This window comes from Nostoc cycadae WK-1, assembly GCF_002897135.1.
Taxonomy (GTDB): domain Bacteria; phylum Cyanobacteriota; class Cyanobacteriia; order Cyanobacteriales; family Nostocaceae; genus Nostoc_B.
Genome location: NZ_DF978422.1, coordinates 94746 through 118847, shown reverse-complemented (window position 1 = coordinate 118847; position 24102 = coordinate 94746). Strand labels below are relative to the sequence as shown.

General features: G+C 39.6%; 20 protein-coding genes. 16 read left to right on the top strand and 4 right to left on the bottom strand.

Annotated elements, in window-relative coordinates:
- A partial coding sequence (locus tag NCWK1_RS02635; protein ID WP_187308029.1) for a GmrSD restriction endonuclease domain-containing protein occupies positions 1–254 on the top strand: 254 nt, incomplete at its 5' end.
- A 59-nt stretch (positions 255–313) separates the two neighbouring features.
- On the opposite strand, the gene holB is transcribed toward NCWK1_RS02635, so the two are convergent.
- On the bottom strand, positions 314–1282 hold the full coding sequence (gene holB, locus NCWK1_RS02630) for a DNA polymerase III subunit delta' (RefSeq protein ID WP_103123622.1): 969 nt from the start codon (positions 1280–1282) through the stop codon (positions 314–316).
- A gap of 115 nt (positions 1283–1397) precedes the next feature.
- Positions 1398–2084 carry a magnesium protoporphyrin IX methyltransferase gene (gene bchM, locus NCWK1_RS02625; RefSeq protein WP_096580417.1) on the bottom strand — a complete coding sequence of 229 codons (687 nt, stop codon included), beginning with the start codon at positions 2082–2084 and terminating at the stop codon, positions 1398–1400.
- Positions 2085–2410: 326 nt separating this feature from the next.
- On the opposite strand from bchM, the gene eno reads away from it, so the two are divergent.
- Complete coding sequence (gene eno / locus NCWK1_RS02620; protein WP_096580420.1) at positions 2411–3700, top strand: phosphopyruvate hydratase; 1290 nt, start codon at positions 2411–2413, stop codon at positions 3698–3700.
- A 54-nt stretch (positions 3701–3754) separates the two neighbouring features.
- On the opposite strand, the gene argC is transcribed toward eno, so the two are convergent.
- The gene (argC, locus tag NCWK1_RS02615) at positions 3755–4813 is read right to left on the bottom strand and encodes an N-acetyl-gamma-glutamyl-phosphate reductase (protein WP_103123621.1); all 1059 of its coding nucleotides are present in this window, start codon (positions 4811–4813) and stop codon (positions 3755–3757) included.
- A gap of 477 nt (positions 4814–5290) precedes the next feature.
- Between argC and ribBA the strand changes: the two genes are divergently transcribed.
- Positions 5291–7000, top strand: coding sequence for a bifunctional 3,4-dihydroxy-2-butanone-4-phosphate synthase/GTP cyclohydrolase II (gene ribBA, locus NCWK1_RS02610; protein WP_103123850.1), 1710 nt, complete (start codon positions 5291–5293; stop codon positions 6998–7000).
- Between the two features lie 112 nt (positions 7001–7112).
- Here ribBA and NCWK1_RS02605 read toward each other — a convergent pair whose 3' ends face one another.
- On the bottom strand, positions 7113–8738 hold the full coding sequence (locus tag NCWK1_RS02605; protein ID WP_103123620.1) for an IS1634 family transposase: 1626 nt from the start codon (positions 8736–8738) through the stop codon (positions 7113–7115).
- A gap of 301 nt (positions 8739–9039) precedes the next feature.
- On the opposite strand from NCWK1_RS02605, the gene NCWK1_RS02600 reads away from it, so the two are divergent.
- From NCWK1_RS02600 to NCWK1_RS02540, 13 genes are all read left to right on the top strand, one after another.
- The gene (locus NCWK1_RS02600) at positions 9040–9396 is read left to right on the top strand and encodes a hypothetical protein (RefSeq protein WP_103123619.1); all 357 of its coding nucleotides are present in this window, start codon (positions 9040–9042) and stop codon (positions 9394–9396) included.
- 203 nt (positions 9397–9599) lie between these two features.
- A complete protein-coding gene (locus NCWK1_RS02595; RefSeq protein WP_096580426.1) occupies positions 9600–10241 on the top strand; it encodes a beta-carboxysome protein CcmP in 642 nt (213 codons plus the stop codon).
- A gap of 10 nt (positions 10242–10251) precedes the next feature.
- Positions 10252–11052: a pentapeptide repeat-containing protein gene (locus NCWK1_RS02590; RefSeq protein ID WP_103123618.1), complete on the top strand. Its 801-nt coding sequence runs from the start codon at positions 10252–10254 to the stop codon at positions 11050–11052.
- A 591-nt stretch (positions 11053–11643) separates the two neighbouring features.
- Positions 11644–13092: a sugar transferase gene (locus NCWK1_RS02585; RefSeq protein ID WP_103123617.1), complete on the top strand. Its 1449-nt coding sequence runs from the start codon at positions 11644–11646 to the stop codon at positions 13090–13092.
- Between the two features lie 125 nt (positions 13093–13217).
- On the top strand, positions 13218–14888 hold the full coding sequence (locus NCWK1_RS02580; protein WP_103123616.1) for an alkaline phosphatase family protein: 1671 nt from the start codon (positions 13218–13220) through the stop codon (positions 14886–14888).
- Positions 14889–14963: 75 nt separating this feature from the next.
- Complete coding sequence (locus NCWK1_RS02575) at positions 14964–15911, top strand: aldo/keto reductase (RefSeq protein WP_103123615.1); 948 nt, start codon at positions 14964–14966, stop codon at positions 15909–15911.
- Positions 15912–15947: 36 nt separating this feature from the next.
- A complete protein-coding gene (locus tag NCWK1_RS02570) occupies positions 15948–16943 on the top strand; it encodes a glycosyltransferase family 2 protein (RefSeq protein WP_103123614.1) in 996 nt (331 codons plus the stop codon).
- 43 nt (positions 16944–16986) lie between these two features.
- Positions 16987–18420: an oligosaccharide flippase family protein gene (locus tag NCWK1_RS02565; protein WP_103123613.1), complete on the top strand. Its 1434-nt coding sequence runs from the start codon at positions 16987–16989 to the stop codon at positions 18418–18420.
- 18 nt (positions 18421–18438) lie between these two features.
- On the top strand, positions 18439–19533 hold the full coding sequence (locus NCWK1_RS02560) for a glycosyltransferase family 4 protein (protein WP_103123612.1): 1095 nt from the start codon (positions 18439–18441) through the stop codon (positions 19531–19533).
- A complete protein-coding gene (locus NCWK1_RS02555; protein WP_103123611.1) occupies positions 19530–20777 on the top strand; it encodes an O-antigen ligase family protein in 1248 nt (415 codons plus the stop codon). Before NCWK1_RS02560 ends, NCWK1_RS02555 begins: the two co-directional genes overlap by 4 nt.
- Before the next feature lie 82 nt (positions 20778–20859).
- Entirely contained in the window at positions 20860–21936 is a 1077-nt protein-coding gene (locus NCWK1_RS02550; RefSeq protein ID WP_103123849.1) for a glycosyltransferase family 4 protein, read from the top strand.
- A 45-nt stretch (positions 21937–21981) separates the two neighbouring features.
- Entirely contained in the window at positions 21982–22752 is a 771-nt protein-coding gene (locus tag NCWK1_RS02545; protein WP_096585295.1) for a WecB/TagA/CpsF family glycosyltransferase, read from the top strand.
- A gap of 71 nt (positions 22753–22823) precedes the next feature.
- Positions 22824–24002: an endo-1,4-beta-xylanase gene (locus tag NCWK1_RS02540; protein WP_103123610.1), complete on the top strand. Its 1179-nt coding sequence runs from the start codon at positions 22824–22826 to the stop codon at positions 24000–24002.
- Positions 24003–24102 lie beyond the last annotated feature (100 nt).

Sequence of the window (24102 nt, the reverse complement as noted above, 5' to 3'; positions counted from 1 at the left end):
TTTCAAAAATCAAATATGATTCCTATATAGGTAATTTAGTTATTGATACTCCTTGGGAGAATTCTGCTAAATCAAATTTAGAATTTAATATAAAGTATAAATATTTTTATCAAAACTCAAAATTTTGTTCTCAAAACGAACTTGCTCAATTTAAAAACTCAGAAAGTGGAGAGTGGGATATCTCATCTATTGAGAAGAGACGCGATAAAATTATCAATTTTGCACTGAGCTATTGGGATTATAAAAGAGTATAGCTTATTAAAGCTACTTTGAAATATACAAAACATTTGAAAACATTACTCATATACACATCTTAGTTTTGCAGATTGCATTGTTGATGTACAGATAATAAAGTACATTCCCAAACTAAGCGCGGTTGAGCATAAACTAAAAGAGCTTTACGTGCCTGTTCTAACTGATGAACAATTCCCGATTGATGCCACTGTTGCCAATAAGAATGTTGGAGATAATCAATTAACCACAGTTGTGATTCTGTATCTAAATCTTTGTCAATTTTTTTAGCTAATTCTAAAGCATGACGAGAAGATTTTGGGGCTGAGGTTAAATTTGTGAGTAACTCAGGGGGAATGACTTGTAATTGTTCATAACAGGCGATCGCACTTCCTGGACTGCCACCTGCTATATTCAAAATAGCCGGATGCTGCAAAACTTCTTGATAATTTTTTTGCAGCAATACTTGAGTTAAAGCTGCTGTATCTAAGCGATAAAAAGGAATTTTTTGACAGCGCGAAACCAAAGTTGACAACACAGACTCAGGAGAAGGGGCAATTAAAATTATGGTTGCTTGTCCCGGTTCTTCTAAAGTTTTTAGTAGAGCATTTGCCGCTGGTTCTGCCATTGTTTGCGCTTCTTCTAGCACCACTACATTTCTCGGTGCTTCTAAAGGCGGACGGCTGAGAAATTGTGTAATTTCTCGAATTTGTTCTAACCGAATTAACGGTGGTGCTTTACGCTTGAGTTTTTTCTCGGCGGCTTCGGCGGCTGTTAATCTTTGCCCTTGATATTGATATGTTGGCTGTACCCATAACAAATCAGGATGGTTCCCTTGACGCACCCGATTCTGCACAGATGCAACCAACCGCGCCTCGACACTACTAGAAAATAATAATTCTACAAAACACCGAGCAGCTAAACTCCTGCCGACACCATCTGTGCCAATAAACAAATAGGCTGGCGCAACTCTATTTTGCCTAACAGCCTCAGTCAGTAATTCTATGGCTTGCTGTTGTCCAACAAGTTGTGCAAATAAATTAGTAGTCATAAGTCAATTTTAAATTGACTTATGACTACAGCAAGGCAATAAGCACCTTACCTACTGCTATAAAATAAAAAACCGCCAGGGAAAGGCGGTCTTTTAACTCAGCACTCAGCACTTTTTACTTCCGTGTAGCTTCGAGTAAGCGGGAGTAATAGAAGCGAGTTTTAGTCATTTCTTGACGCTGAACGGCAAAGCCATTTTTTTCGATAATCTTTACCACATCAGCTTCCCGGTGTAGATAGGCACGAGTAGTCTTGCTGGCACCTGGAAAGAAACCGCCAATCTTTTTGAGGAGACTGAGAGCGCAAGTTTTGGGGGCAAAACTGAGGATTATCCGTGATTCTGCCAAAGAACAAAGATGAGAAATCATCTCATCGGCTTTGTCTTGGGGGTAGTGAATGAGAACATCCAAGCAAATTACGGTGTGGTAGTTGCCACTTAAAGATTCTAAATCTTGGACGGCAAAACTAGGGTTGGTGGAATTTCCCAAAGCTTCTAAAGCTCTTTGTTTACCTTCTTCCACCATTTTGTCGGAAATATCACTGGCATAAACTTTAGCACCTTCAGTAGCTAAGGGAATGCTGAGACTACCTACACCACAGCCAGCATCGCAGATTGATAGCTCAGATAAATTGCCATCATTTTTCAGCCAGCCGATAACCTTATCTACGGTTTGTTGATGACCATAGCGAATGTCTAGCTGAACTTTATTGACTTCGCCATCACCGTAAATCCGCTTCCAGCGGTCAAACCCTGTGGAATTGAAATACTCACGAACAATCGTTTTATCGTCGGCTGCGTTCATAAACTTCGATTTTTAGGGGTTCCCAATCCTTAAAATTATCATTGTTGGCAACCAGAGCGATCGCTTTAATTAGAAAAACTCTATTATCCGTAAGTCCTGACTTTCTTTCTCCTCAGCCAAGTTTTGCTTACTGTTGACTTTTGCCTAAAAAATAATCCAAAATCCAAAGTTCGCGTATCTGAAAAAGCGATTGACCACATATCTGGAAATCTTCTTTAATCTCAGCCGATTAAGTCGCTGAACAGCCTATGCTAACGGTTAGGTTAATCCACTGGATTTTATGCGCTCAACTCTAAGAACGCACTAGAACAAAGGACAAAGCACAGATGAGTAACATTGTAGATACAGCCATAGAGGCGATTGTGGCACGGGAAATTCTCGATTCACGAGGTAGACCGACAGTTGAAGCCGAGGTGCATTTGCTAAATGGTGCTGTGGGACTAGCGCAGGTTCCCAGTGGAGCCTCTACAGGAACTTTTGAAGCCCACGAACTGCGGGACGATGATAAAAGCCGTTACGGCGGTAAAGGCGTTCTCAAGGCAGTGCAGAACGTCAAAGAAGTGCTGACCCCAAAATTGTTAAACTTGGATGCCCTGAACCAAGAATTAATCGACCGAACAATGATTGCGGTTGATGGTTCGGCTAACAAATCTAATTTAGGTGCAAATGCAATTTTGGCTGTTTCCCTAGCTGCGGCGAAAGCTGGTGCTGAATCTCTGGGGATTCCCCTTTATCGCTATTTGGGCGGGCCTTTGGCAAATTTGTTACCAGTCCCGTTGATGAATGTAATTAATGGTGGCGCACACGCAGCCAACAATGTGGATTTTCAAGAGTTTATGATTGTCCCAGTGGGTGCGTCTTCTTTTAAAGAAGCATTACGTTGGGGCGCGGAAGTATTTGCTACTCTCAGCAAAGTCTTGGATGAAAAGGGTTTGCTGACTGGTGTGGGCGATGAAGGTGGTTTTGCGCCTAACCTAGAATCTAACCAAGTAGCTTTAGAATTGCTAGTAGCGGCGATTAAAAAAGCAGGTTACAAGCCAGGAGAAGAAGTAGCTTTGGCCTTAGATGTGGCAGCTAGTGAGTTTTACAAAAATGGTCAGTATGTTTACGATGGTAAACCTCACTCTCCCGCTGAGTTCATTGATTATTTAGGACAATTAGTTGACCAGTACCCAATTGTTTCCATTGAAGATGGTTTGCATGAAGAAGATTGGTCTAACTGGCAACTGCTGACCCAGAAATTAGGCTCACGGGTGCAATTGGTGGGCGATGACTTGTTTGTAACGAATGCTACCCGCTTGCGGAAAGGCATTGACGAAAAAGCTGGTAACGCCATTTTGATTAAACTCAACCAAATCGGTTCTCTCACCGAAACCTTAGAAACAATTGACTTGGCAACACGCAACAGTTTCCGGTCAGTGATTAGCCATCGTTCTGGTGAAACCGAAGACACAACAATTGCTGATTTGGCAGTGGCTACCCGTGCAGGTCAAATCAAAACCGGCTCTCTGTGTCGTAGCGAACGAGTCGCTAAATACAACCGCTTACTCCGCATTGAGGATGAATTAGGCGATCGCGCCATTTATGCTGGTGCTGTTGGTTTAGGGGCAAAATAGGGGACAGGTTACAGGTGATAGGTGATAGTTTCTGTCACCTGTAACCTGTAACCTCTAGGGATAAAATCCCAACTTGGGCAAACCCAAGGTTTCTTCCCAGCCCAGCATCAAGTTCATACACTGAATGGCTTGACCCGCTTGTCCTTTAATCAAGTTGTCAATGGCTGACATGACAATTACACGACCTGTACGCGGGTCAACTTCAACACCAATAAAGCAAAGATTGCTACCGCACGCCCATTTTGTTTGGGGGTAAATTCCACTTTGGCAAACTTTTACCCAAGGCGAGTTACGGTAGAAGGCGTTGTAAATTGTAATTAAATCATCTCTAGCCAAGCCGGGATCGCGGAGTGTGGCGTAGACAGTCGCCAAAATACCGCGCACCATTGGTATGAGGTGGGGCGTAAATTGTACAGTCACTTCATGACCCGCTAATTCGCTACAAATCTGCTCAATTTCTGGGGTGTGGCGGTGACGAACGACACCATAAGCAGCGAGGGAGTTATCAGCTTCAGCAAGTAATAAGTTGACTTTGGCTTGCCGCCCGCCGCCAGATGTGCCAGACTTGGCATCGATAATGGCGGTTTCTGGCACAATCAAGCCTTGCTTTAATAGTGGTGATAATGCTAACAAGCTGGCAGTAGGATAACAGCCAGGACAGCCTACTAATTGGGCTTCGCTAATGCGATCGCGGTAGAGTTCCGGTAAACCATAAACTGCTGTAGCCGCCGCAGTGCGATCGCTTCTTTCTTGTCCATACCAACTGGTATAAGTTGCCAGATTACTAAATCGATAATCGGCACTCAAATCCAGTACTTTACATCCTTTTTCTAATAATTGCGGTGCAATTTGGCAAGCCAGACCATTTGGGAGAGATAAAAACACAACTTCGCAGCGGTGAGCCATAACTTCTGGATCTACCGCCTCTATTGGCAAATTAACTAAATGAGCCAAATGTGGGTAAAGATCCCCAAACGATTTCCCCGCACTGCTCTCACCGCCTAAATAAACTAGTTCCACTTCTGGATGTTCCATAAGTAGTCGAACTAGCTGCACTCCACCATAGCCTGACGCGCCAACAATCCCAACGGGTACGCGCCTAAAATTGCCCATGATTCTGAAATCCTTATCCGCTTTTGATTAATTTATCAGTCAATGGTCAAGAGTCAATGGTCAATGGTTATTTGTCATTTTTCCTTTGTTACCTCAGCACTCAGCACTATTAGGACTTACGCATAAAAACGAAAAATCAAAGTTTTTGGGATGGTATATGGGGGGTTTAGGGGTGTATGTAGCTAAAACCCTTACACCCTAAATCTTTTCCCCTTATACCCAGTCGCCACAGAGATTGTCTGTGGGTAAGTCCTAACTATGACTTCACTTTTTGGACTAAATCCCAATTTTAACGGTAAAGACTAGACCATGTTATCGAATCATTGCTAGTGTATTCTCCGCCGTATAAAGGAGTTACAATCAAAATATAGAAATTGTTAAAAAAAATTTACTATCACTAACTGGAAGTCTTTTGTGTCAATGCCTAAACCTACACGGCAGTCTTATGGCAATCCAGCTGAGAGCGATAACTCGCAAATGAGTGTAGCTCCTCCAGCAGGAGAAACCACTGATCATGCTGCTCAACCAACTTTTAAATTTGATTCGATTGATGCTGCTTTGGCAGATCTCAAAGCAGGTCGCGTCATTGTGGTGGTTGATGACGAAAATCGAGAAAATGAAGGTGATTTGATTTGTGCTGCTCAATTTGCCACACCTGACATGATCAATTTCATGGCGGTGCAAGCAAGAGGGCTAATTTGTCTAGCGATGACAGGCGATCGCCTCGACGAGCTAGATTTACCTTTGATGGTAACTAACATTACGGACACTAACCAAACTGCGTTCACAGTTAGTATCGACGCTGGCCCTCATTTAGGTGTTAGCACAGGCATTTCCGCAGACGATCGCGCTCGGACTATTCAAGTTGCCCTCAACCCAGCCACCACACCTTTAGATTTACGTCGTCCTGGGCATATTTTCCCCATTCGCGCCAAAGCAGGCGGTGTTCTCAAACGCGCCGGACATACAGAAGCGGCTGTAGATTTATCTCGATTGGCTGGACTTTACCCAGCGGGGGTGATTTGCGAAATCCAAAACCCCGATGGTTCAATGGCGCGGCTACCCCAGCTAATTGAGTACGCCAAAAACTACAATTTAAAAATTATCAGTATTGCGGACTTAATCAGTTATCGTCTGCAACACGATCGCCTCGTGATCCGCGAAAGTATTGCCGAGTTACCCACACAATTCGGTCATTTCAAAATTTACGCTTACCGCCACACCCTCGACAATTGCGAACACGTTGCTATTGTCAAAGGCGACCCCGCCACTTTCAAAGATGAACCAGTTATGGTGCGGATGCACTCAGAATGTTTAACTGGTGATGCTTTGGGGTCTTTGCGTTGTGACTGTCGAATGCAGTTACAAGCTGCTTTGAACATGATTGAAAGTGCAGGTCAAGGTGTCGTTGTTTACCTGCGTCAAGAAGGTCGGGGTATTGGCTTAATTAATAAACTGAAAGCCTACTCCTTACAGGATATGGGTCTAGATACAGTAGAAGCCAACGAGCGTTTAGGATTTCCTGCTGACCTGCGCGACTATGGTATGGGAGCGCAAATGCTGATGGATTTAGGTGTAAAAAATATCCGCTTAATTACCAATAATCCCCGAAAGATTGCTGGGGTTAAAGGCTATGGCTTGGAAGTTGTCGATCGCGTACCCTTATTAATTGAGTCCAACGACTACAATTCCTATTACCTCGCAACCAAAGCGAAAAAGTTAGGTCACATGCTGTTGCAGACCTATTTAGTTACCATCGCCATTCATTGGCAAGATGACCCCCAATCAGTCACGAAACGTTATGAACGGTTGGAAAAATTGCGCCATTTCGCCAAAACGAATGATTTATTGTTGCAAGAAGAAGCCCGTCCTTTGGCGATCGCTTTATTCGATGAACCATCTTTGACTGTACACTTAGGGTTTGACCAACCAAAAGTAGCCAGTTGTGATTGGTACAAGCAAACTGGCCATCCTTACCTGCAAGCAGTCTTCCAAATTATAGATAATCTAGCCACATTACCCTACATTCAGAAACTCGAATTTCTGATTTCTTCTGGTTGTGACCCTCTGACTAATTTGCAAGTTCAACTTGATCGTCAGATTTTATCCTTAGATACTTTGCCTTCATCTATTAGCAATAGTCTGGAAAAGCAGAAAATTTATAGCTTTACCAAAGAATCTGAGTAGCGCTTTTTTCTGCTTACCCAAAACCTGATATCCCCGACTTCTGAAAGAAATTGGGGATATTTTTATGTAACAAGAATTTATATTCTGCTGTAGCCTACATTCCGCAGGTCTATCAGGTCAAAAGATAATATTTTCGGCAAGGTGCACCGAGAAACTGGAGAATCCAACGTCGTTCATCAGTAAGATTAGCAATCTGTCTAAAGCCAGCGATCGTTATCAAATGAATCGACATAAAACACTGAAAGACCCAACGGAGAGTGGGAGTGCTAGTCGGCTTACCCAACTGATTACTGATAGTTTGTTTTGCTGTTTCCAGGGCTTGACGCAGTGCCTTTTGCCCTAAACTGTAAACCAATAAACACAGACCCATCACCATTGCCAATGCTGCTACCCGTTCGGGAGAGTTGAGGAAGACGCTGCTGGTAAAAAACAGAGGGTCTTTGAGGAAACGAAAACCGCGTTCTGTAGATTGTTGAGCCTTGTACTGCAAGAGCAAGTCATCGCCAGTCAACTCGTTAGTATCTGTAACATTAGTCGCTAAAATGAAGCGACCTGCACGTAATTGTTCGATAGCAATGGCTTGAGGTTTTGGAACCACAGAAGCACGAATTTGATAACAGTAGTGAGTGTGTTGGGTATTTTTGCCTGGTCTACCGGGTTTGCGGTGACGATGGTGTTCAATAATCTCCACGTCTTGGAGTTGATGAAAGCGTAGCTGACTACTCAATAAATTTGCGGCTTTCAATGCATCTGCTGCACAAGCGAACTCTTGCTGTGATAACTGCCGTAGTTGAGACTGGGCTTTGTCCAGTTGCTTGGCTAGACGTTTTTCTAATTGCTTTAAATCCGCGCTTTTACGAGCTTCACTCTCGACGACTAACCAACGCTGCTTCACTGCGGCATAATCACTACAACACTCAGCAATCTGGTATCCTGCGATTGCACTGTTGACAAATGCTTCCTGACTCATGTTGTCTAAGAGAAATTGTGCTGCCGCTAAGGTGGCTGGCACTCTTGATAGCCAGCGTAAAGAATCCATCTGTTTGATGTTCTGTTCACAGTAAAGAGCGGCATCTGCCACAAACAAGGCATCTATCTCCCACTGTTGCCTAAACTCTTTGAGAATTCGGGCAAATGCCGCCGAGTCAGCTTCATTTCCATCTGCAACTCTCAGATATAAAGGGATATCTCCATCCCCACTGCACATTAAGTCCAATATAAATTGTTTGAGATCCGGTCGATGGTCTCGTGAATAACCATAGGTAATTTCAATTGCTCTTTCCTCTGTTGCGTCTTCATCTGTGGTGCTGACGTATTCTCCATGCACATGAAATGAACTGGAGTCTAGGTGCAAACTGTCTTTTTTTACCCCAAACTTTTGGGCTGCTGCCAACGCTACTGTGACGAATACTTGTGTTAATCCTGCCTCATATAGCTTATCCAATACTCTCCCTAAACGGTCATCGTTGAGATGTTCTGGACTTATCCCCTCACCCAATAGGTGCTCTGTGGCTTTGCCTACAAAAAACTTTTCAAACAAATACAGTGGCGCACTGACCAAGCCCAAGCCATTGAGAATCATCGCCTTTACTGCTTGACCTGGACTGACTATTTCTTGATGATGTATGCCTAGTATTTGGTTGATTTGTTCTACCAAACACATTTGGTCAATTATGCCTGCCACTATCCCGCAGTGGTCAATATCTTGTACTCTTATTTCTGATGCTGATGATGTCATTTATCAAAAATACCATCAATCTCTTCACTTACCTGCGGAATGTCGGCTGTAGAGGAATTAAATTTTACTAAACTTTAACCACAGACTTTAATCTTAATAATTATTATAAATTTGCAGTAATAATCAGAAGTTTCATTATGTAAAAATTGTGTTTTGTAATCAAGCTAGATAAATCATTGACAGAGAATTTACATATTAAATAAAATACTGGCAGACGTAGATTATATCTAATAGCAAAAGTTACTAAATTATTTGCTGAAATAATAATAGCAACCAACACCACAGAATTGGGATAAAATTTATGAAAGCTAAAATCATTGCTGCTTTAACAGTTATGGCAGCTATTGTCAGCTTAGAAAGCCCGGTTCGCCCTCAGTCACTATCTGCACCCATTGTCAATGAGGAAAGCTACAAAATAACTAGTGATTCTCTAGAAGGAATTGGTACAAGAACAGCAGAAAATGACTTTATGAAATTCTTTGAAGGAGGAAATATCAACCGTCCCTCCAACAACACCCAAACAAATAAATCGCCCTCTAATGGATTAGGTTTTAATCGCTCAGTCTTACTACCCAGTACTTCTATTTTCTTACAACCAGCGGCTCAGTCTACAGATGGTAATAATGGGTTAGAGGTGCAACTAGATTTAGGGAGCTAAAGTTGACTATCTCCTAATAGAGAATATCTCATATATATAGATGAAAATTGCGAGATTTCAAAACCCCAGTTTCTTTTGAGTAGCTGGGGTTTCTTTGTTTTCATACGCAGCATTAAGGTATTGACCGTGGGTTATGGTAGTTTAAAGTTACAGGCATATTATTGCAATATGTAAACTTTACCTCATGACTGGAGAGCAAAACCTTGGGTATAGAACTACGCAGTTTCGTATTTCTTGACAGCTTGCAACCTCAACACGCAGCCTATATGGGAACAGTAGCTCAAGGTTTCTTGCCATTACCAGGAGATACATCACTGTGGATTGAAATCTCTCCGGGTATTGAAATCAATAAAATTACTGATGTAGCATTAAAAGCTGCCTCTGTGCGTCCCGGAGTTCAGGTAGTTGAGAGATTATATGGTTTATTAGAAGTTCATTCTGGTTCCCAAGGAGAAACACGCACAGCTGGTCAAGCCATTTTAGATTTGTTAGGAGTCAGACGAGAAGAATGTCTCAAACCGCGTGTTGTGTCTAGCCAAATTATCCGCAACATTGATGCTTACCAAACACAACTGATAAATCGCACCCGCCGAGGACAACTGCTACTAGCTGGACAAACTTTGTATGTATTAGAAGTTGAACCAGCTGCTTACGCCGCGTTAGCCGCCAATGAAGCAGAAAAAGCAGCATCAATTAATATTCTGGAAGTACAAGCTGTAGGTAGTTTTGGCAGGCTGTATTTAGGTGGGCAAGAACAGGATATTCTAGCAGGAGCAAGGGGAGCGTTAACCGCGATTGAAAATGTAGCTGGCCGGACAAATCCCAATAGTGGCCGCCAGGAGTAAAGGAGAGAAAATGGCAAATCAAGAGCATCTGGTTTTATTGAAAGCAGGTGCAGTTACCTGGAGTGAATGGAGACAGCAGAATCCTCAAATTCAACCAGACCTCAGCGCTGCAAACTTGCAAGGAGAAAATCTCAGAGGTGCTAACCTGCAAAAAGTCAACTTGACCAAAGCAGATTTGAGTCAGGCTTTACTTGTACGTGCTAACCTCAACGGTGCAGATTTGAGTGGTGCAAACCTTTATCAAGCCAAGCTAATTGAAGCAAACTTGAGTGCAGCTAACTTTAGTGTGGCTAATTTAAGGGGTGCAACTTTAACACAAGCAGATTTAAGTTATGCCAATTTCATTGGTGCTGACTTAAGTGAAGCAAATTTAAAAGAAAGTGCGATCGCCCATGCTATCCTTATCGGCACAGACCTGAAAGATGCTAACCTCAGAGGCGCTGATTTAGGTGCGGCCAAACTCATTCGTGCTAACCTCGCTTATGCAAGTTTAATAGAAGCCAACTTGATTGCATCTGACCTCAGCAAAGCCAACCTCTACAAAGCAGATTTAATTGGAGCTTATCTTTACAAAACAGATATGTGCAGTTGCAATCTTAGCTATGCTTACCTAAGTAGCGCATATATGCTGCAAGCAAACCTCAGTGAAGCTGACTTAACAGGCGCAAACTTAAGTTATGCTCACCTTCAAGGAGCCAACTTGGCAGGTGCTAATCTGAATGGCGCTAACTTAACTGGTACTAAACTCCGAGGCGCTAACCTCATCGGTGCTAATCTGGAGGATGCAATTATACCTGATGTATGTCATTAATCTTCAGACGTTACATGAACATAGATTAATTGAGATTGATTCTATATTCATGCAATGTCCACTTATGGCGGTCTAAGCATAGATTAGGACTATTGTGATTTCTAAAACCCAGGTAGGGTAAATACTGAGTTTATACTCGGCACTCAACACTCTGAAATAATTTTGACGTTTTTAAATAACTTCGACTCAAACTGCTCTTAAGTATTACCACTGTATTATATGTATTACTTATGCAAAATATTTTTACTAGGTATAAAAACATAACACCATAATAAACATAAGGCAAGTTACATAAGCACAAATCTCAAATAACTCCAAAAAATGTAAAACTTCGATAAAGATACTTACTATTTAGCTATTGTTCTATCCACTGGCACTTAGTATTTACCCAGTTGATAGGGGAGTATCTATGTCTCAAGTATTAGTATTTTCACTTTCACTGGTGAAATAATTAGCATATATAAATAATGTTGTTTAAGTAAAAAAAATATCACAGTAAATAATACTGTGACCCTTATGTAGAAATGATATTCAATTTACTGTCATAGTTTTCCAGCAGATTATCTAACACAACCAAATATCACAACGAATATGACTCATCAAAGTACTACTACCCATTCAACCAATTACAATAACTGGCGTAGCTCTGCTCTAGATTTGCGTGCTGCTGCATTCCTTAAACTGAGTAAAGGCGCTTGGTGGCTACGAATACTAACATTAGTAATAGTAGATTGCTTTGCTTTATTCTTTGCTTGGAAATTAGCGCAATATCAGGTTTCCCCTGTTGATACTTCTACATATTCACAAAACAACCACATATCTGAGTTGATAGTGCTACAAATAGCATCATTAGCTCTTCAAGGTACATATCAATCAGGTCAGCAACGTTGTGACTATTGGGGTATTATTAAAACACTAACTTTCGCCCAAGGTCTAATCTTACTTGTTAGTGTTTTGTATCAACCTATCATAGAAGCTGAGAAATCTACATTAACTGTATCTTGGTTGCTAAGTACAACTTTTGTGATTACTGGTCGATTAGCAATTGAACTAGCTCTGAAATATTTACGTCAGCGTAAAATAATAGGTTGTAACTCCGTTTTTGTTATTTGTGAACCTGAATATTATGAACAAACTACCAAATTTATTAAAAACGAAAAACGTTACATAATTCGAGGGACTGACACAGCCAGAGCCTTAGATAGATATAATCGGGAAGCTACTTTAGAAAAACTGAACAGACTAGGAATAACAGAAGTTTTTATTGCTTGGGATGCCATCAAAAATCGGATGTTTTTATGCTGGCTATTTCAAGCAGCAGGTATAACCGTAAATATTATTCCGATGCAATTAAAGCCGATACATAGACAAGTCTACATTCAAAAAGTTGGCGGGATGCCTTGTCTAACTGTAAGTTGTCCCACAATCATTGGTAAAGATTTCTGGCTGAAGCGGATGTTTGATTTTTGTTTTACTGCTTTGTTTTTACTTTTTGCCTCACCGATTTATTTAGCGATCGCTATTGCCATTAAACTAGATTCTCCAGGCCCAGTATTTTATAAGCAAACTCGTATTGGATTAAGTGGAAGACAGTTTAAAGTATGGAAATTCCGGACAATGAGACCGGATGCAGATAAACTCCAAAAAGAATTAGAAGCTTTAAACGAAACCAAGGATGGGATCATTTTTAAAATTAAAGATGATCCTCGGATTACCAGAATCGGCAAATTTCTCCGACGTTATAGCCTAGATGAACTACCACAATTGTTTAACGTTTTATTAGGAGAAATGAGTCTGGTTGGACCTCGTCCTCTGCCTACTAGAGATGTAGATAAATTCTTAGATCATCATTTCTTGCGTCAAGAAGTTTTACCTGGTGTCACAGGTCTTTGGCAAGTATCAGGACGCTCCAACATCTTAGATTTTGAACAAGTTATCAATTTAGATATGAGCTACATTGAAAACTGGTCACTGCAATTAGATTTCGAGATTTTACTGAAAACAGTTCAAGTAGTCTTGAAAAAAGAAGGCGCATACTAAAAGTAACTTTGAATCAAAACTTTCGCCCCTTAGTAAGTTCATAAGTTTTCCCATTCAAGATGGAAGAAATACAGTAATCTCAAAATTTGACCAATCTTCATCAGGGAAATTGATAGGAAACTGTAATGAAAAATCAAGTTATTGTTATTGGATTAGATGCTGGCGATCCGTGGTTATTAGAAAAATGGATGAATGAAGGCCATCTCCAAACCTTCAGCCAGCTACGTGAACAAGGAATATACGGTCGCCTCAATAATACAGTTGAATATTGTGGTCATCAAGAAGAACTAACTTCTACAGAGGCATTATGGCCAGCATTTATCACTGGTCGCCGCGCCGATAAGACAGGATACTGGGATATTGTTAAGTATTATCCCCATCGCTATGAAATTTCCTGTGAACTATGCGATAGCGGGTATGACTATGAGACACAACCACCCTTCTATGCCTTGGGAGATAAATATAAGGTAGCAGTATTCGATCAACCTTATGCCAATCTCAGCGATCGCGTTAATGGTGTACAAATCTTGGGGTGGGGAGGAACTTATCCTTATACCCCCAACGCTTCTCAACCTTCGACAATCTTGCCAGAAATTATCCAGAAGCATGGCAAAAACCCCATTATTTATAACGACAATGGTATTTGGTGGGATAAATCTTATATAGAGTGGGAAAAGCAAGCACTTAAACAAAGTATTGCCGGACGTTCGGCTATTTGCCGCGATTTATTGCGCCGTGATTCCTGGGATTTGTTATTAACAAATTTCAACGAAACACACACAGGTGGTCACGACCTTTATGCTTTCAGTGATCCTGAACATCCGCTTTATGAGCATTTAACCAAAGGTAACAACGATGTTGATCCGCTTTTAGAAACTTACAAAGACATTGATCGTGCCATTGGAGAAATTTTAACGGAAGCAGCTGATAATGCCTATGTTTTATGTTTCTCACCACATGGTATGGGACTTAACTTTAGCGATTTGTTAAGTCAAACCTTCCTACCAGAACTACTTTATCGCTATAGTTTCCCTGGAAAAGTGGCGATCGCTCCAGGTCAAGTAGGCACTACCCCACCACCAGTTATTACCAAACCTATAAGAAACTCTTGGCCAGGCAATATCTGGACAAGCTTATATGAACCTAATCCTATAGCCAAGTTTTTCAAAACCTGGACTCATAAAAAGTTTCTCCAATCGAGTCAGCACGGTTTACGCTCTCCTTATTCAGCCGAAGCTGAAGCAACAGCAATGGGCTGGATGCCAGTTATGTGGTTTCAACCCCTCTGGCCACAAATGAAAGCCTTTGCGCTGCCTGGCTTTGCCGATGGTCACATCCGCATCAACCTCAAAGGACGAGAACGTGATGGCATCGTCACTGCTGAAGAATACGCTACAGTTTGCGATGAAATCTCACAAATGCTTTATCGCCTCAAGGATGCCCGTACAGGCAAAGCTCTTGTGAAAAAAGTTATCCGTACTCGGCGATCGGCAACCAACAACGATCCCACACTGCCCGATTCTGATCTCGTTGTTTTGTGGCACGAACAAATCACTGATGTAGTTGACAGCCCTGACTTCGGCAGAATTGGCCCTATCCCCTACTTCCGTGCTGGTTCTCATTGGGAACGGGGATTTTTAGTAGCTAAAGGCCCAGGCATTGCCCCTAATTCCGAATTAACAACAGGTGAAGTTGTCGATCTACCACCAACAATTTTGGGATTAATGGGTGCGCCAATTCCTGCACACTTTGATGGCAAGCCTCTAATCACTGCCTCAGTCTCTCAGATTAGTTAATTCTTCCCAAAAGGGAGTAACCCTGAAACCCATTACAGGTATATTGCAATAAAATCTCACACTAATTTGAGACTTATGGAAATCAAACGACTGAGTAATACAGGAGTTGGCATTAGCGCAATTGGACTTGGTGCCATGCCTATGTCCTTGAGTGGCAGACCTACAGAATCCGAAGCAATAGAAACCATCCATCGTGCCTTGAAACTGGGTATCAACCTCATAGATACCGCTGATTCTTACTGTCTTGATGAGTCAGAGAAACATCATAACGAGCGCCTGATTTGTAAAGCCCTACAACAATATGATGGCGATACCAGCCAAGTTGTCACAATTACCAAAGGTGGCTTGATGCGACCCAACGGTGAATGGGTTCCTAACGGTAATCCTGAACATTTGCGGCAAACCATTCAGGAAAGTTTTGCAGCTTTAGGCGGAGTCAAGCCCATTGACTTATGGCTATATCACAGTCCCGATCCTAACTACTCCATCAAAGAATCCTTAACACCTGTCAAAGAAGCCGTCGCCGCCGGATTAATTAAGTATGTCGGTGTGTCCAATTTTTCTGTAAATCAAATCAAGCAAGCCCTTGAGATAGTCGATATTGTTGCAGTTGAGAACCAGTATCATCTCTGGCATCGTAACCCAGAATTTGATGGCATACTGGAATACTGCGAACAAGAAGCACTAACTTTTCTCGCCTGGAGTCCCCTTGGAGGAGTTGGCGGTAAGCGTCGTTCTAGTAATTTAGATGCAGTCCCCATCTTGACCGAACTAGCCACAGCCAAAGGAGTATCAATTTACTGTATTCTTCTAGCTTGGTTGCGGGCAAAATCATCCGTTGTTGTGCCTGTTGTGGGAGCCAGAAAACCAGCCAGTATTACAGATTCTGCAAGCTCAGTAGCTGTGCAATTATCAGATGCAGAGATCAAACAAATCGACAACTCAGTGTCTTCCACAAGCATTGCTCGCAAAGGTTTGAACTGGGTGAAACGGCAATTAGAACGGATACCCTTGCCACGTTGAGCTAGACATTTATAAATAAATTAAAAGACTATTGACATGAATCCCGAAGTATCAATCATCATTCCGGCGCATAACACCGCAAACTATATTGCACGAGCTATAGAATCAGCTTTAGGGCAAACCCTCACCAACTTGGAAGTTATTGTAGTAGATGACGCTTCTAGTGATTCAACTTTAGAAGTTATCAATAGCTTTGTGGATTCACGTCTCAAAGTCTTGGTCAACCAAAAAAATCTGGGAGTGAGTGGCGCACGTAACCAAGCGCTGAAAGAAGCTCAAGGAAAATGGATTGCTGTGTTGGACTCTGATGATTGGTATGCACCGGATAGGTTAGAAAAGCTGCTGCAAGTGGCAACAGCAGAAAACGCCGATATTGTGATTGATGACCTCCACTTTATCCAAAGCGGTGACACTTCTCCTTGGAGTACATTGTTGAGACAGAGTGGAGAGCAAATTCATACACCTTGTCAAATTAACGCACCGTATTTTGTCGCAACAGGCATTTATGGACAACCAGGATTACACCTAGGTTTATCTAAGCCCATCATCAAGCGAGAATTTTTACTCAAGCATGAAATTCAATATGACGAAAACATGCAGGTTGTAGAAGATTTCCATTTGCTGTTGCAATGTTTAGTGAAAGAAGCTTACTTAATTTTTGTTCCGCAAGCATATTATTTTTATCTTTCTCGTCCAGGCTCTCTAGTAACTCAAAGTAAAGTACGGCATATTAACCAATTCATTGTGTCGCTCAATTATTTTTTACAACAAGATATTGTTCAATCTAACTCTAAATTAGTTCACAGTCTATCTAAAAGTCTGGCAGTACTAGAGAAAAACCGAGCTTATTACAGTGTAGTCGAACCTCTCAAACAGAAAAGAGTCTTAACAGCTTTATTTGAATTCATCCGTAATCCATATTTTTTAGTCCATTTTATTAGTCAACTTAAACTTATATTAAAACGTCGTTTTAGATATTATGTTCTCGGAGATAAATTAGTCTACGAAATATCATATCGAAACAATAGTTAACTGAGAATATGTTATTTTTATCCAGCAATACATTTAAATCATAATGCTAGAAAAACGTAAATTAATCAGCAATTCTCTCTCAATGCTTATTAATAGGTTGGTTCAAAGCATTGCCACATTTGTACTAACCGCAGCTATTGCACGAATATTAGGGGCTGAAGCATTAGGACAATATCTATTAGCATTTAGCTATTACTTTATTTTTGTGAACATTTCCTCACAGGGACTAAAAACTTTGTTCACTAGAGAACTAGCCCGTGAGCCAGAAAAAACTTCTATTTTTCTCACAAATGGCACCTTATTACAATTTATTTTTGCTCTTATTGGTTATGTAGCATTAGCCATTGTGGTGTTTTTATTGCCTTATAGTGTTCAAACATCCACTGTTTGCTACATTATGGGTTTAACGATTATTCCATTTTCCTTGTCAAATATCACAGAAGCAATTTTTCAGGCTCAAGAAAGAATGCATTTAATTGCTCTTTCTACAGTTCCTGTTTACGTTTTGCGGGTAATGTTGATGATATGGGCAATGCAAATGAAGTATGGAGTTAATACTTTAGCAGAAATTTTATTGGCTTCTGAAGCGATAATTTTAGTAATTGAATGGCTATTACTGATAGGTACAGTCAAACTAAAATGGCAAATTGAAAAGGATTTTATTTGGAATAGTATTAAAGCTGCACGGACATTTTTTGCCATTGAAGGTATAGCCGTAGTTAGTAGTAGAATGCAAATATTGATTATTTCGCTATTAGGTAACGAAGCTTTAGTCGGTATTTATGGTGGCATCGTGCAACTAATGCAACCATTCCTCATTATTGCTAATAGTATGGCTACAGCAATATTTCCCACTTTATCCAAGGCAGTGGCTCAAGGAAAAGCACATCAACGTAAAATTACAGAAAATTTTATTGAAATACTGTTAATTATAGCCTTACCATTATTAATGGGTTGTTGGTTTTTTAGCAAAGATTTATTGATTTTTTTATATAATCCTAGTTTTGCTCAAGGCAGTCTAGCTCTTAATATCATTACTCTAACTTTATTGTTTTTGCCATTTAATCGCGCATTATCTAATCTGCTAGTAGCTAATGGTTTGGAGAAGTTTAATTTGCGCGAAGTTGTGATTACTAACACAATAGGTAGTTTTTTAGGCGTATTACTCGTATCCCAATTTCAATTATTGGGTGCAGCTACCACTGATTTAGTAATGAGAATCTTGGGATTCAGCCAATATTGTTGTTACACATATAGTCGTTTATTTCCATTAAACATATTGCAAATTATTCGTCGTCCAGTTTTAATTACTTTTTTAATGTTACCTGTGTTTTTGATTTTGAAAGGAGCCAGTCATAGTTTCTTAATAACTTTAATGATTTCTACTTTTATCTACTGTTTGATTATTGGTTTTATGGGTATTAACTATTTGGGTGGAATTCGCGTTGTTTGGTCAAAAGTAGCAGTCAAAAGATAATTAAAAAATAAAAGAATTATGATGAAAGTAGCTTTACTACATTTCTGTTTTGAAGACTACACGATTGAATTAGCAAATAGTCTAGTAAAATATGTAAATTTAACGCTAATTCATCCAGAAAAAGTTTCTGCGGTCTGTCGCAATGATTTAGATCCAAATATCCATGTAATTAGTTTTAAGAAACCACGAATTCGAGATCCACGTAATCTACTGTCTATGTCTACTATGATGCGGAGCATCCAAGAGGTGCAACCAGATGTTTTACATGTACAGGAAACTAATGATCCTTGGTATGATCTGGCGTTACTCTTTAATCAAATGCCCCCATTGGTGACAACAATCCATGATGTGTATCGTCATCCTGGCGATCGCCAAAGTGTGTTTGGTTCAGAATATACTCGACGTGTCGCATTCTCTCGCTCTCAACAACTCATTGTTCATACAGAAGGTTTAAAGCAAGCGCTTATCCAAGATTTTCAGGTTCCAAAGCAGCGAGTTAATGTGTTAAATCATGGGGAACTTGGCAGCTTGTACCAAAGAAGAGCCAAAACAAAAACTTTAGCAAGAGAACCTTATACATTGCTGTTTTTCGGCAGAATCTGGCCTTATAAAGGTTTGAACTATTTGTTAAAAGCTATGCCATTGATTGCTGCTAAGATTCCCGAAGTCAAATTAATTATTGCGGGACGCGGCGAAAATATTCAACAATATTTTCCTCATGGTTATGACCATCAGCAAATCGAAATCATCAATGATTTTATTCCAGAAGAAGACGTAGCCGGACTTTTTCAACGCAGCACAATTTCAGTCTTGCCTTACATTGAAGCATCTCAAAGTGGCGTAGCGGCGTTATCTTATGGTATTGGAACGCCAATAGTTGCATCGGATGTTGGTGGATTGCGAGAAATCATCAAACCAGAAAAAGATGGAATCTTAGTTCCACCTGGGGATGTAGAAGCCTTAGCTAATGCCATAATTCGGTTGTTGAGCGATCGCACTTTGCAACAACAAATGCAAACAGCTGCATTAGCTCGCTGTCAGCATGATTTAAATTGGTCAAATATTGCAGAGCAAACGTTTGATGTTTATCATCATGCAATCAAAAGAATATGAAAAAATTACTCATTGGTGCTGAATATCTATTTACCGTTGTCGCATTGTTAATTTATTCAGGAGCTATCTTAGACCTTATCTTATCAGGAGGAGCGCAAGAAAATGAGTTCGTTGAATTTGATAGTACCTTAATCAGAGTTATTAATCTGTTACTTTACATAGCTACTTCATTTTTACTAGTTTTACGTTGGAAGAAAAGCCTTTATTTTTTAATCAAAGGAAAATGGATTTTTGCATTAATTATACTTGCAGCTATTTCGATTATTTGGTCTTTTGAGCCTGCAACAACATTGAAAGATAGTTTTACGCTCATAGGTTCAACCTTATTTGGAATTTATTTAGCTTCTCGTTATACCCTTAAACAGCAGTTATATTTATTAACTTGGGCATTTGGAATTGCTATATTACTAAGTTTTATTTTTGCTATAGCCTTACCAAAATACGGGATAATGGGCGGCATTCATCAAGGAAAGTGGCGAGGAGTATTTTTACATAAAAATGGTTTGGGTGCTGCGATGCTAAACAGTGGCATTGTTTTTCTAATCATGGCATATCAAAATCGAAAGCAAGCTTATATTTTTTGGCTTGGCTTTAGTTTATCATTCTTACTTTTATTGCTTGCTTCTTCAACTTCATCTTTAGTAAATTTATTAATTCTGATTAGTGCATTTTTTATTTTTCAAACATTCCGTTGGTCTTATAATTTAATGATTCCCACAATAATGCTAATAGCTACTTTAGGCGAAGGAGCATATTTTTGGTTTAATAGTAGTGCTGATATCCTCTTTTCCTCTATAGGGAAAGATGCCACATTAACTGGAAGAACAGACTTATGGCCTTTGGTTCTGGAAATGATTTGGAAACATCCTTGGCTTGGTTATGGTTATGGTGGATTTTGGCAAGGATGGAATGGTGAATCAGCTTCCATTTGGTGGGCTGCTGGTTGGACACCAACCCACCCTCACAATGGTTATTTAGCTCTATGGCTAGATTTAGGTATTTTAGGATTAGGGATATTTTTTATAGGTTTTTTGCAGAGTTATTTACAAGCATTAGTTTGGGTACGGAATAGTAAAACATCTGTTGAGATTTGGCCTATTATACATATGACATACATTGTCATAGTTAACTTGACTGAATCTTCACTTGTAAAATCCAATAGTATTAGCTGGATACTTTATGTTGCTGTTTGTTTATCGTTGTTTTTACCTGCAAATTTAGACAAAAAAATATCAACGCAATAAGTATTAATTATAAACTATTTAACATTTGTTATTTTTATCAAAAAATTATCATATTTTTTAGAAATAAAAAATTGGGATGGTTATGCAGAAGATGCGAATTTTAATGTTAGGAGAAAGTTTAGATCGACAAGGTGGCATAGTATCTGTTGAAAAATTGATGCTTCAACAAGCACCAACTGAGATACAAATTAGACATCTACCTACTTTACCTAATGGTTCAACATTACGGAAAATATTAGTCTTTAGTCAGGCTTTAGGAATTTTGTGCTGGCGACTGTTACAACAAGAAGCTGATATTGTTCATATTCATGTTTCGGAACGTGGTAGTGCTTTTCGTCAGGCAATTACAACAATGATTGCTTGGCTATTGCGTAAACCAGTAATTCTTCATACTCATAGTGCTGATTTTCATATTTTTTATGCACATTTGCCAAAATCAATCAAGGCTATGTTGAGTTGGGTATTTTCTAAATCAACTCGTTTTATTGTTTTATCAACTAGCTGGAAAAATTACTATATAGATCACTTGGGTTTGAACGCAGAGCAAGTGTGCGTTTTATCTAATCCAGTCAAATTTCCTACAAAAGTTGCTCAACGCATCATTGCTAAAAAAGTTAATTTTTTATTTTTAGGAAGAATTGGACAACGTAAGGGAGCTTTTGATTTGATTCAAGCATTTGCTGCAATGCCTGATGAAAACAAGCAAAATGCAGAATTGCTCATAGCAGGTGATGGAGATACGGAACAAGCTAAAAATTTAGTAGAAGAATTACAGTTAAGTGATTACATTACTATTTTAAGTTGGGTAAATGAACAGCAACGAGATACACTTTTAGCAAAAGCTGATGTTTTTATACTACCTTCATATAATGAAGGTTTACCAATGGCATTATTAGAAGCTATGAGTTGGGAATTACCTGTGATTACTACACCCGTTGGAGGTATACCTGAACTCGTCATTCCTAATCAAAATGGTCTATTAGTTGAACCAGGAAAAATTCAAGAGTTATCGATAGCGATGCAGCATTTAATTAATAACCCGGAGTTTAGGCAAAGCTTAGGCCATAATGCTAGAGAGAGTGTTCGATCATTTGATGTGAATCAATATATGAATTATTTATCTAAAATTTATGATTCAATTCTGGTTGAGTCTCATTAAACTATCTAGAAGATTTATCCCAATTAGTTAAAAAATATGGTAAAAATGAGCAATTTTCCTGAAGTCAAGGTGTTAGACACAAGATTCCATAAATTAACGGTACAAGATTTAATTAGCTATATAGTTGAAGCTGGTAAAGTTGCCCAAAAAACTGTCATAGCCCATGTTAATGTTCGAGGTATGAACTTTGCCTATCAATTACCTTGGTATCGAAATTTTTTAAATAATGCTGATTTAGTATTTTGTGATGGAGTTGGCGTTTTGCTAGGTGCAAAACTTTTGGGTTATCAAATGGAACCTATACATCGTATGACTTGTCCTGATTATATAGAAAGTTTAGCCATAGCTTGTGAGCAAAACAATATTTCTTTATTTTTACTGGCTGGACAACCAGGAGTTACAGATAAGGCAATTAAAAAATTACTAGCGATCGCACCTAATTTACGCATCGATGGCCATCACGGTTATTTCGACAAATCTGGAAAAGATAATGATAATGTAATTGAAAAAATTAATCAATTTAAACCCGACGTTTTATACATTGGCTTTGGTATGCCATTACAAGAACGTTGGATTTTAGACCATTTTGATAAAATTGACACTCGCGTGTTTCTCCCTCTCGGTGCTTGCCTAGATTTCTACACTGATTCTGTATATCGCGGCCCACGCTGGCTGACAGATAATGGTTTTGAGTGGTTAACACGTTTAGTTACTGAACCTACTCGTCTCTGGGAACGTTATATTGTGGGCAACCCACTATTTCTTTATCGAGTTTTGAAACAGCGTATTACCCAAAAAGTAATAGCTAACCCTTAAAATAAGTTGACTCAAATTTGTAACTTTAAAGGTATTTTTAATTCACTGCTACTCACAAAAATAAAGTCTTGATGATGAAAAGACCTACATTGATTGACAGACGTAGTTTTTTATTTGGACTGGGTAGCTTGGCTACTGTAGGTACAGTGGTAGCAGGTAAAGTTACTTATGAAAATCAGCAAATACAAGCGCTAGATACTAATAATAGAGATTTTTCTGTAACCGAAAAACCTTCTTTACATGAACGTGCTGCTAAAAAAGGGTTGATTTATGGTGCAGCAGTGCGTACAGATATTCTCAAATCAGATGCTAAATATGCTGCTACCGTAATTGAAAATTGCCGGATGCTTGTGCCTGAATGGGAAATGAAGTGGGCTGCTGGTAATGTGAAGCTGCGTCCTAGTCCAGATAAATTTGATTTTGCTCCAGCAGATTGGCTCGCGAATTTTGCTACATCTCATGATTTACTTTTACGCGGCCATACTTTAGTTTGGCATAGATCTTTACCTTCATGGTTTAAAGAAAAAGCTAATAGTAAAAATGCAGTAGAGTTATTAAAAAACCACATTAATACTGTAGTTAAACGTTATGCCGGCAAAATTCATTCTTGGGATGTAGTCAATGAAGTTATGCTACCAAAAGATGGTAGAAGTGATGGTTTACGTATTAGCCCTTGGTTAGAGTTATTAGGACAAAATTATATTGAATTAGCATTTCGTCTTACATCTGCTGCTGACCCTAATGCGTTATTAGTTTATAACGAATATGATTTGGATTATGACAATCGTCAGCAAGAAGCAAAAAGAATAGCCGTATTAAAATTACTAGAACGTTTGCGTACTAAAGGTACACCAATTCATGCCCTTGGTATTCAGGCTCACCTATCACCAGGAGACAATCAATTTAACGCCAAAAAACTACGAAAATTTCTGCAAGATGTCGCTAGTTTAGGGTTGAAGATTATGATTACAGAACTGGATGTAGTAGATAAAAAGCTACCTTTTGATATTCAAACTCGCGATCGCATTATTGCAGGAGTATATGAAGACTATCTCTCCACTGTACTCGATGAACGTGCAGTAATTGCTGTACTTACCTGGGGATTAAGCGATCGCTATTCTTGGTTAAATGAATTTGAACCTAGGTCAGATAAAGCGCCAGTGCGTCCACTGCCCTATGATACTTATATGCAACGCAAACTAGCTTGGAATGCGATCGCTCGTGCTTTTGATCAAGCGCCCAAACGCTAATTAAAAGCATAAATCAATTTATATTTTGAGAACTCATTAAATGATGGTTTTTTAACATAGCTAGTTTATACTATTTACAGTCTACAGTGCGTAAGTAAGA

Bases quoted from the DNA above. Each gene is read 5' to 3' on its own strand.
- NCWK1_RS02585 (WP_103123617.1), top strand. From the start codon at position 11,644: ATGACTCATCAAAGTACTACTACCCATTCAACCAATTACAATAACTGG.
- NCWK1_RS02555 (WP_103123611.1), top strand. From the start codon at position 19,530: ATGAAAAAATTACTCATTGGTGCTGAATATCTATTTACCGTTGTCGCA.
- NCWK1_RS02540 (WP_103123610.1), top strand. From the start codon at position 22,824: ATGATGAAAAGACCTACATTGATTGACAGACGTAGTTTTTTATTTGGA.
- NCWK1_RS02580 (WP_103123616.1), top strand. From the start codon at position 13,218: ATGAAAAATCAAGTTATTGTTATTGGATTAGATGCTGGCGATCCGTGG.
- argC (WP_103123621.1), bottom strand. From the start codon at position 4,813: ATGGGCAATTTTAGGCGCGTACCCGTTGGGATTGTTGGCGCGTCAGGC.
- NCWK1_RS02560 (WP_103123612.1), top strand. From the start codon at position 18,439: ATGATGAAAGTAGCTTTACTACATTTCTGTTTTGAAGACTACACGATT.
- NCWK1_RS02575 (WP_103123615.1), top strand. From the start codon at position 14,964: ATGGAAATCAAACGACTGAGTAATACAGGAGTTGGCATTAGCGCAATT.
- NCWK1_RS02545 (WP_096585295.1), top strand. From the start codon at position 21,982: ATGAGCAATTTTCCTGAAGTCAAGGTGTTAGACACAAGATTCCATAAA.
- NCWK1_RS02550 (WP_103123849.1), top strand. From the start codon at position 20,860: ATGCAGAAGATGCGAATTTTAATGTTAGGAGAAAGTTTAGATCGACAA.
- eno (WP_096580420.1), top strand. From the start codon at position 2,411: ATGAGTAACATTGTAGATACAGCCATAGAGGCGATTGTGGCACGGGAA.
- NCWK1_RS02590 (WP_103123618.1), top strand. From the start codon at position 10,252: ATGGCAAATCAAGAGCATCTGGTTTTATTGAAAGCAGGTGCAGTTACC.
- bchM (WP_096580417.1), bottom strand. From the start codon at position 2,084: ATGAACGCAGCCGACGATAAAACGATTGTTCGTGAGTATTTCAATTCC.
- NCWK1_RS02605 (WP_103123620.1), bottom strand. From the start codon at position 8,738: ATGACATCATCAGCATCAGAAATAAGAGTACAAGATATTGACCACTGC.
- NCWK1_RS02600 (WP_103123619.1), top strand. From the start codon at position 9,040: ATGAAAGCTAAAATCATTGCTGCTTTAACAGTTATGGCAGCTATTGTC.
- NCWK1_RS02565 (WP_103123613.1), top strand. From the start codon at position 16,987: ATGCTAGAAAAACGTAAATTAATCAGCAATTCTCTCTCAATGCTTATT.
- holB (WP_103123622.1), bottom strand. From the start codon at position 1,282: ATGACTACTAATTTATTTGCACAACTTGTTGGACAACAGCAAGCCATA.
- ribBA (WP_103123850.1), top strand. From the start codon at position 5,291: ATGAGTGTAGCTCCTCCAGCAGGAGAAACCACTGATCATGCTGCTCAA.
- NCWK1_RS02570 (WP_103123614.1), top strand. From the start codon at position 15,948: ATGAATCCCGAAGTATCAATCATCATTCCGGCGCATAACACCGCAAAC.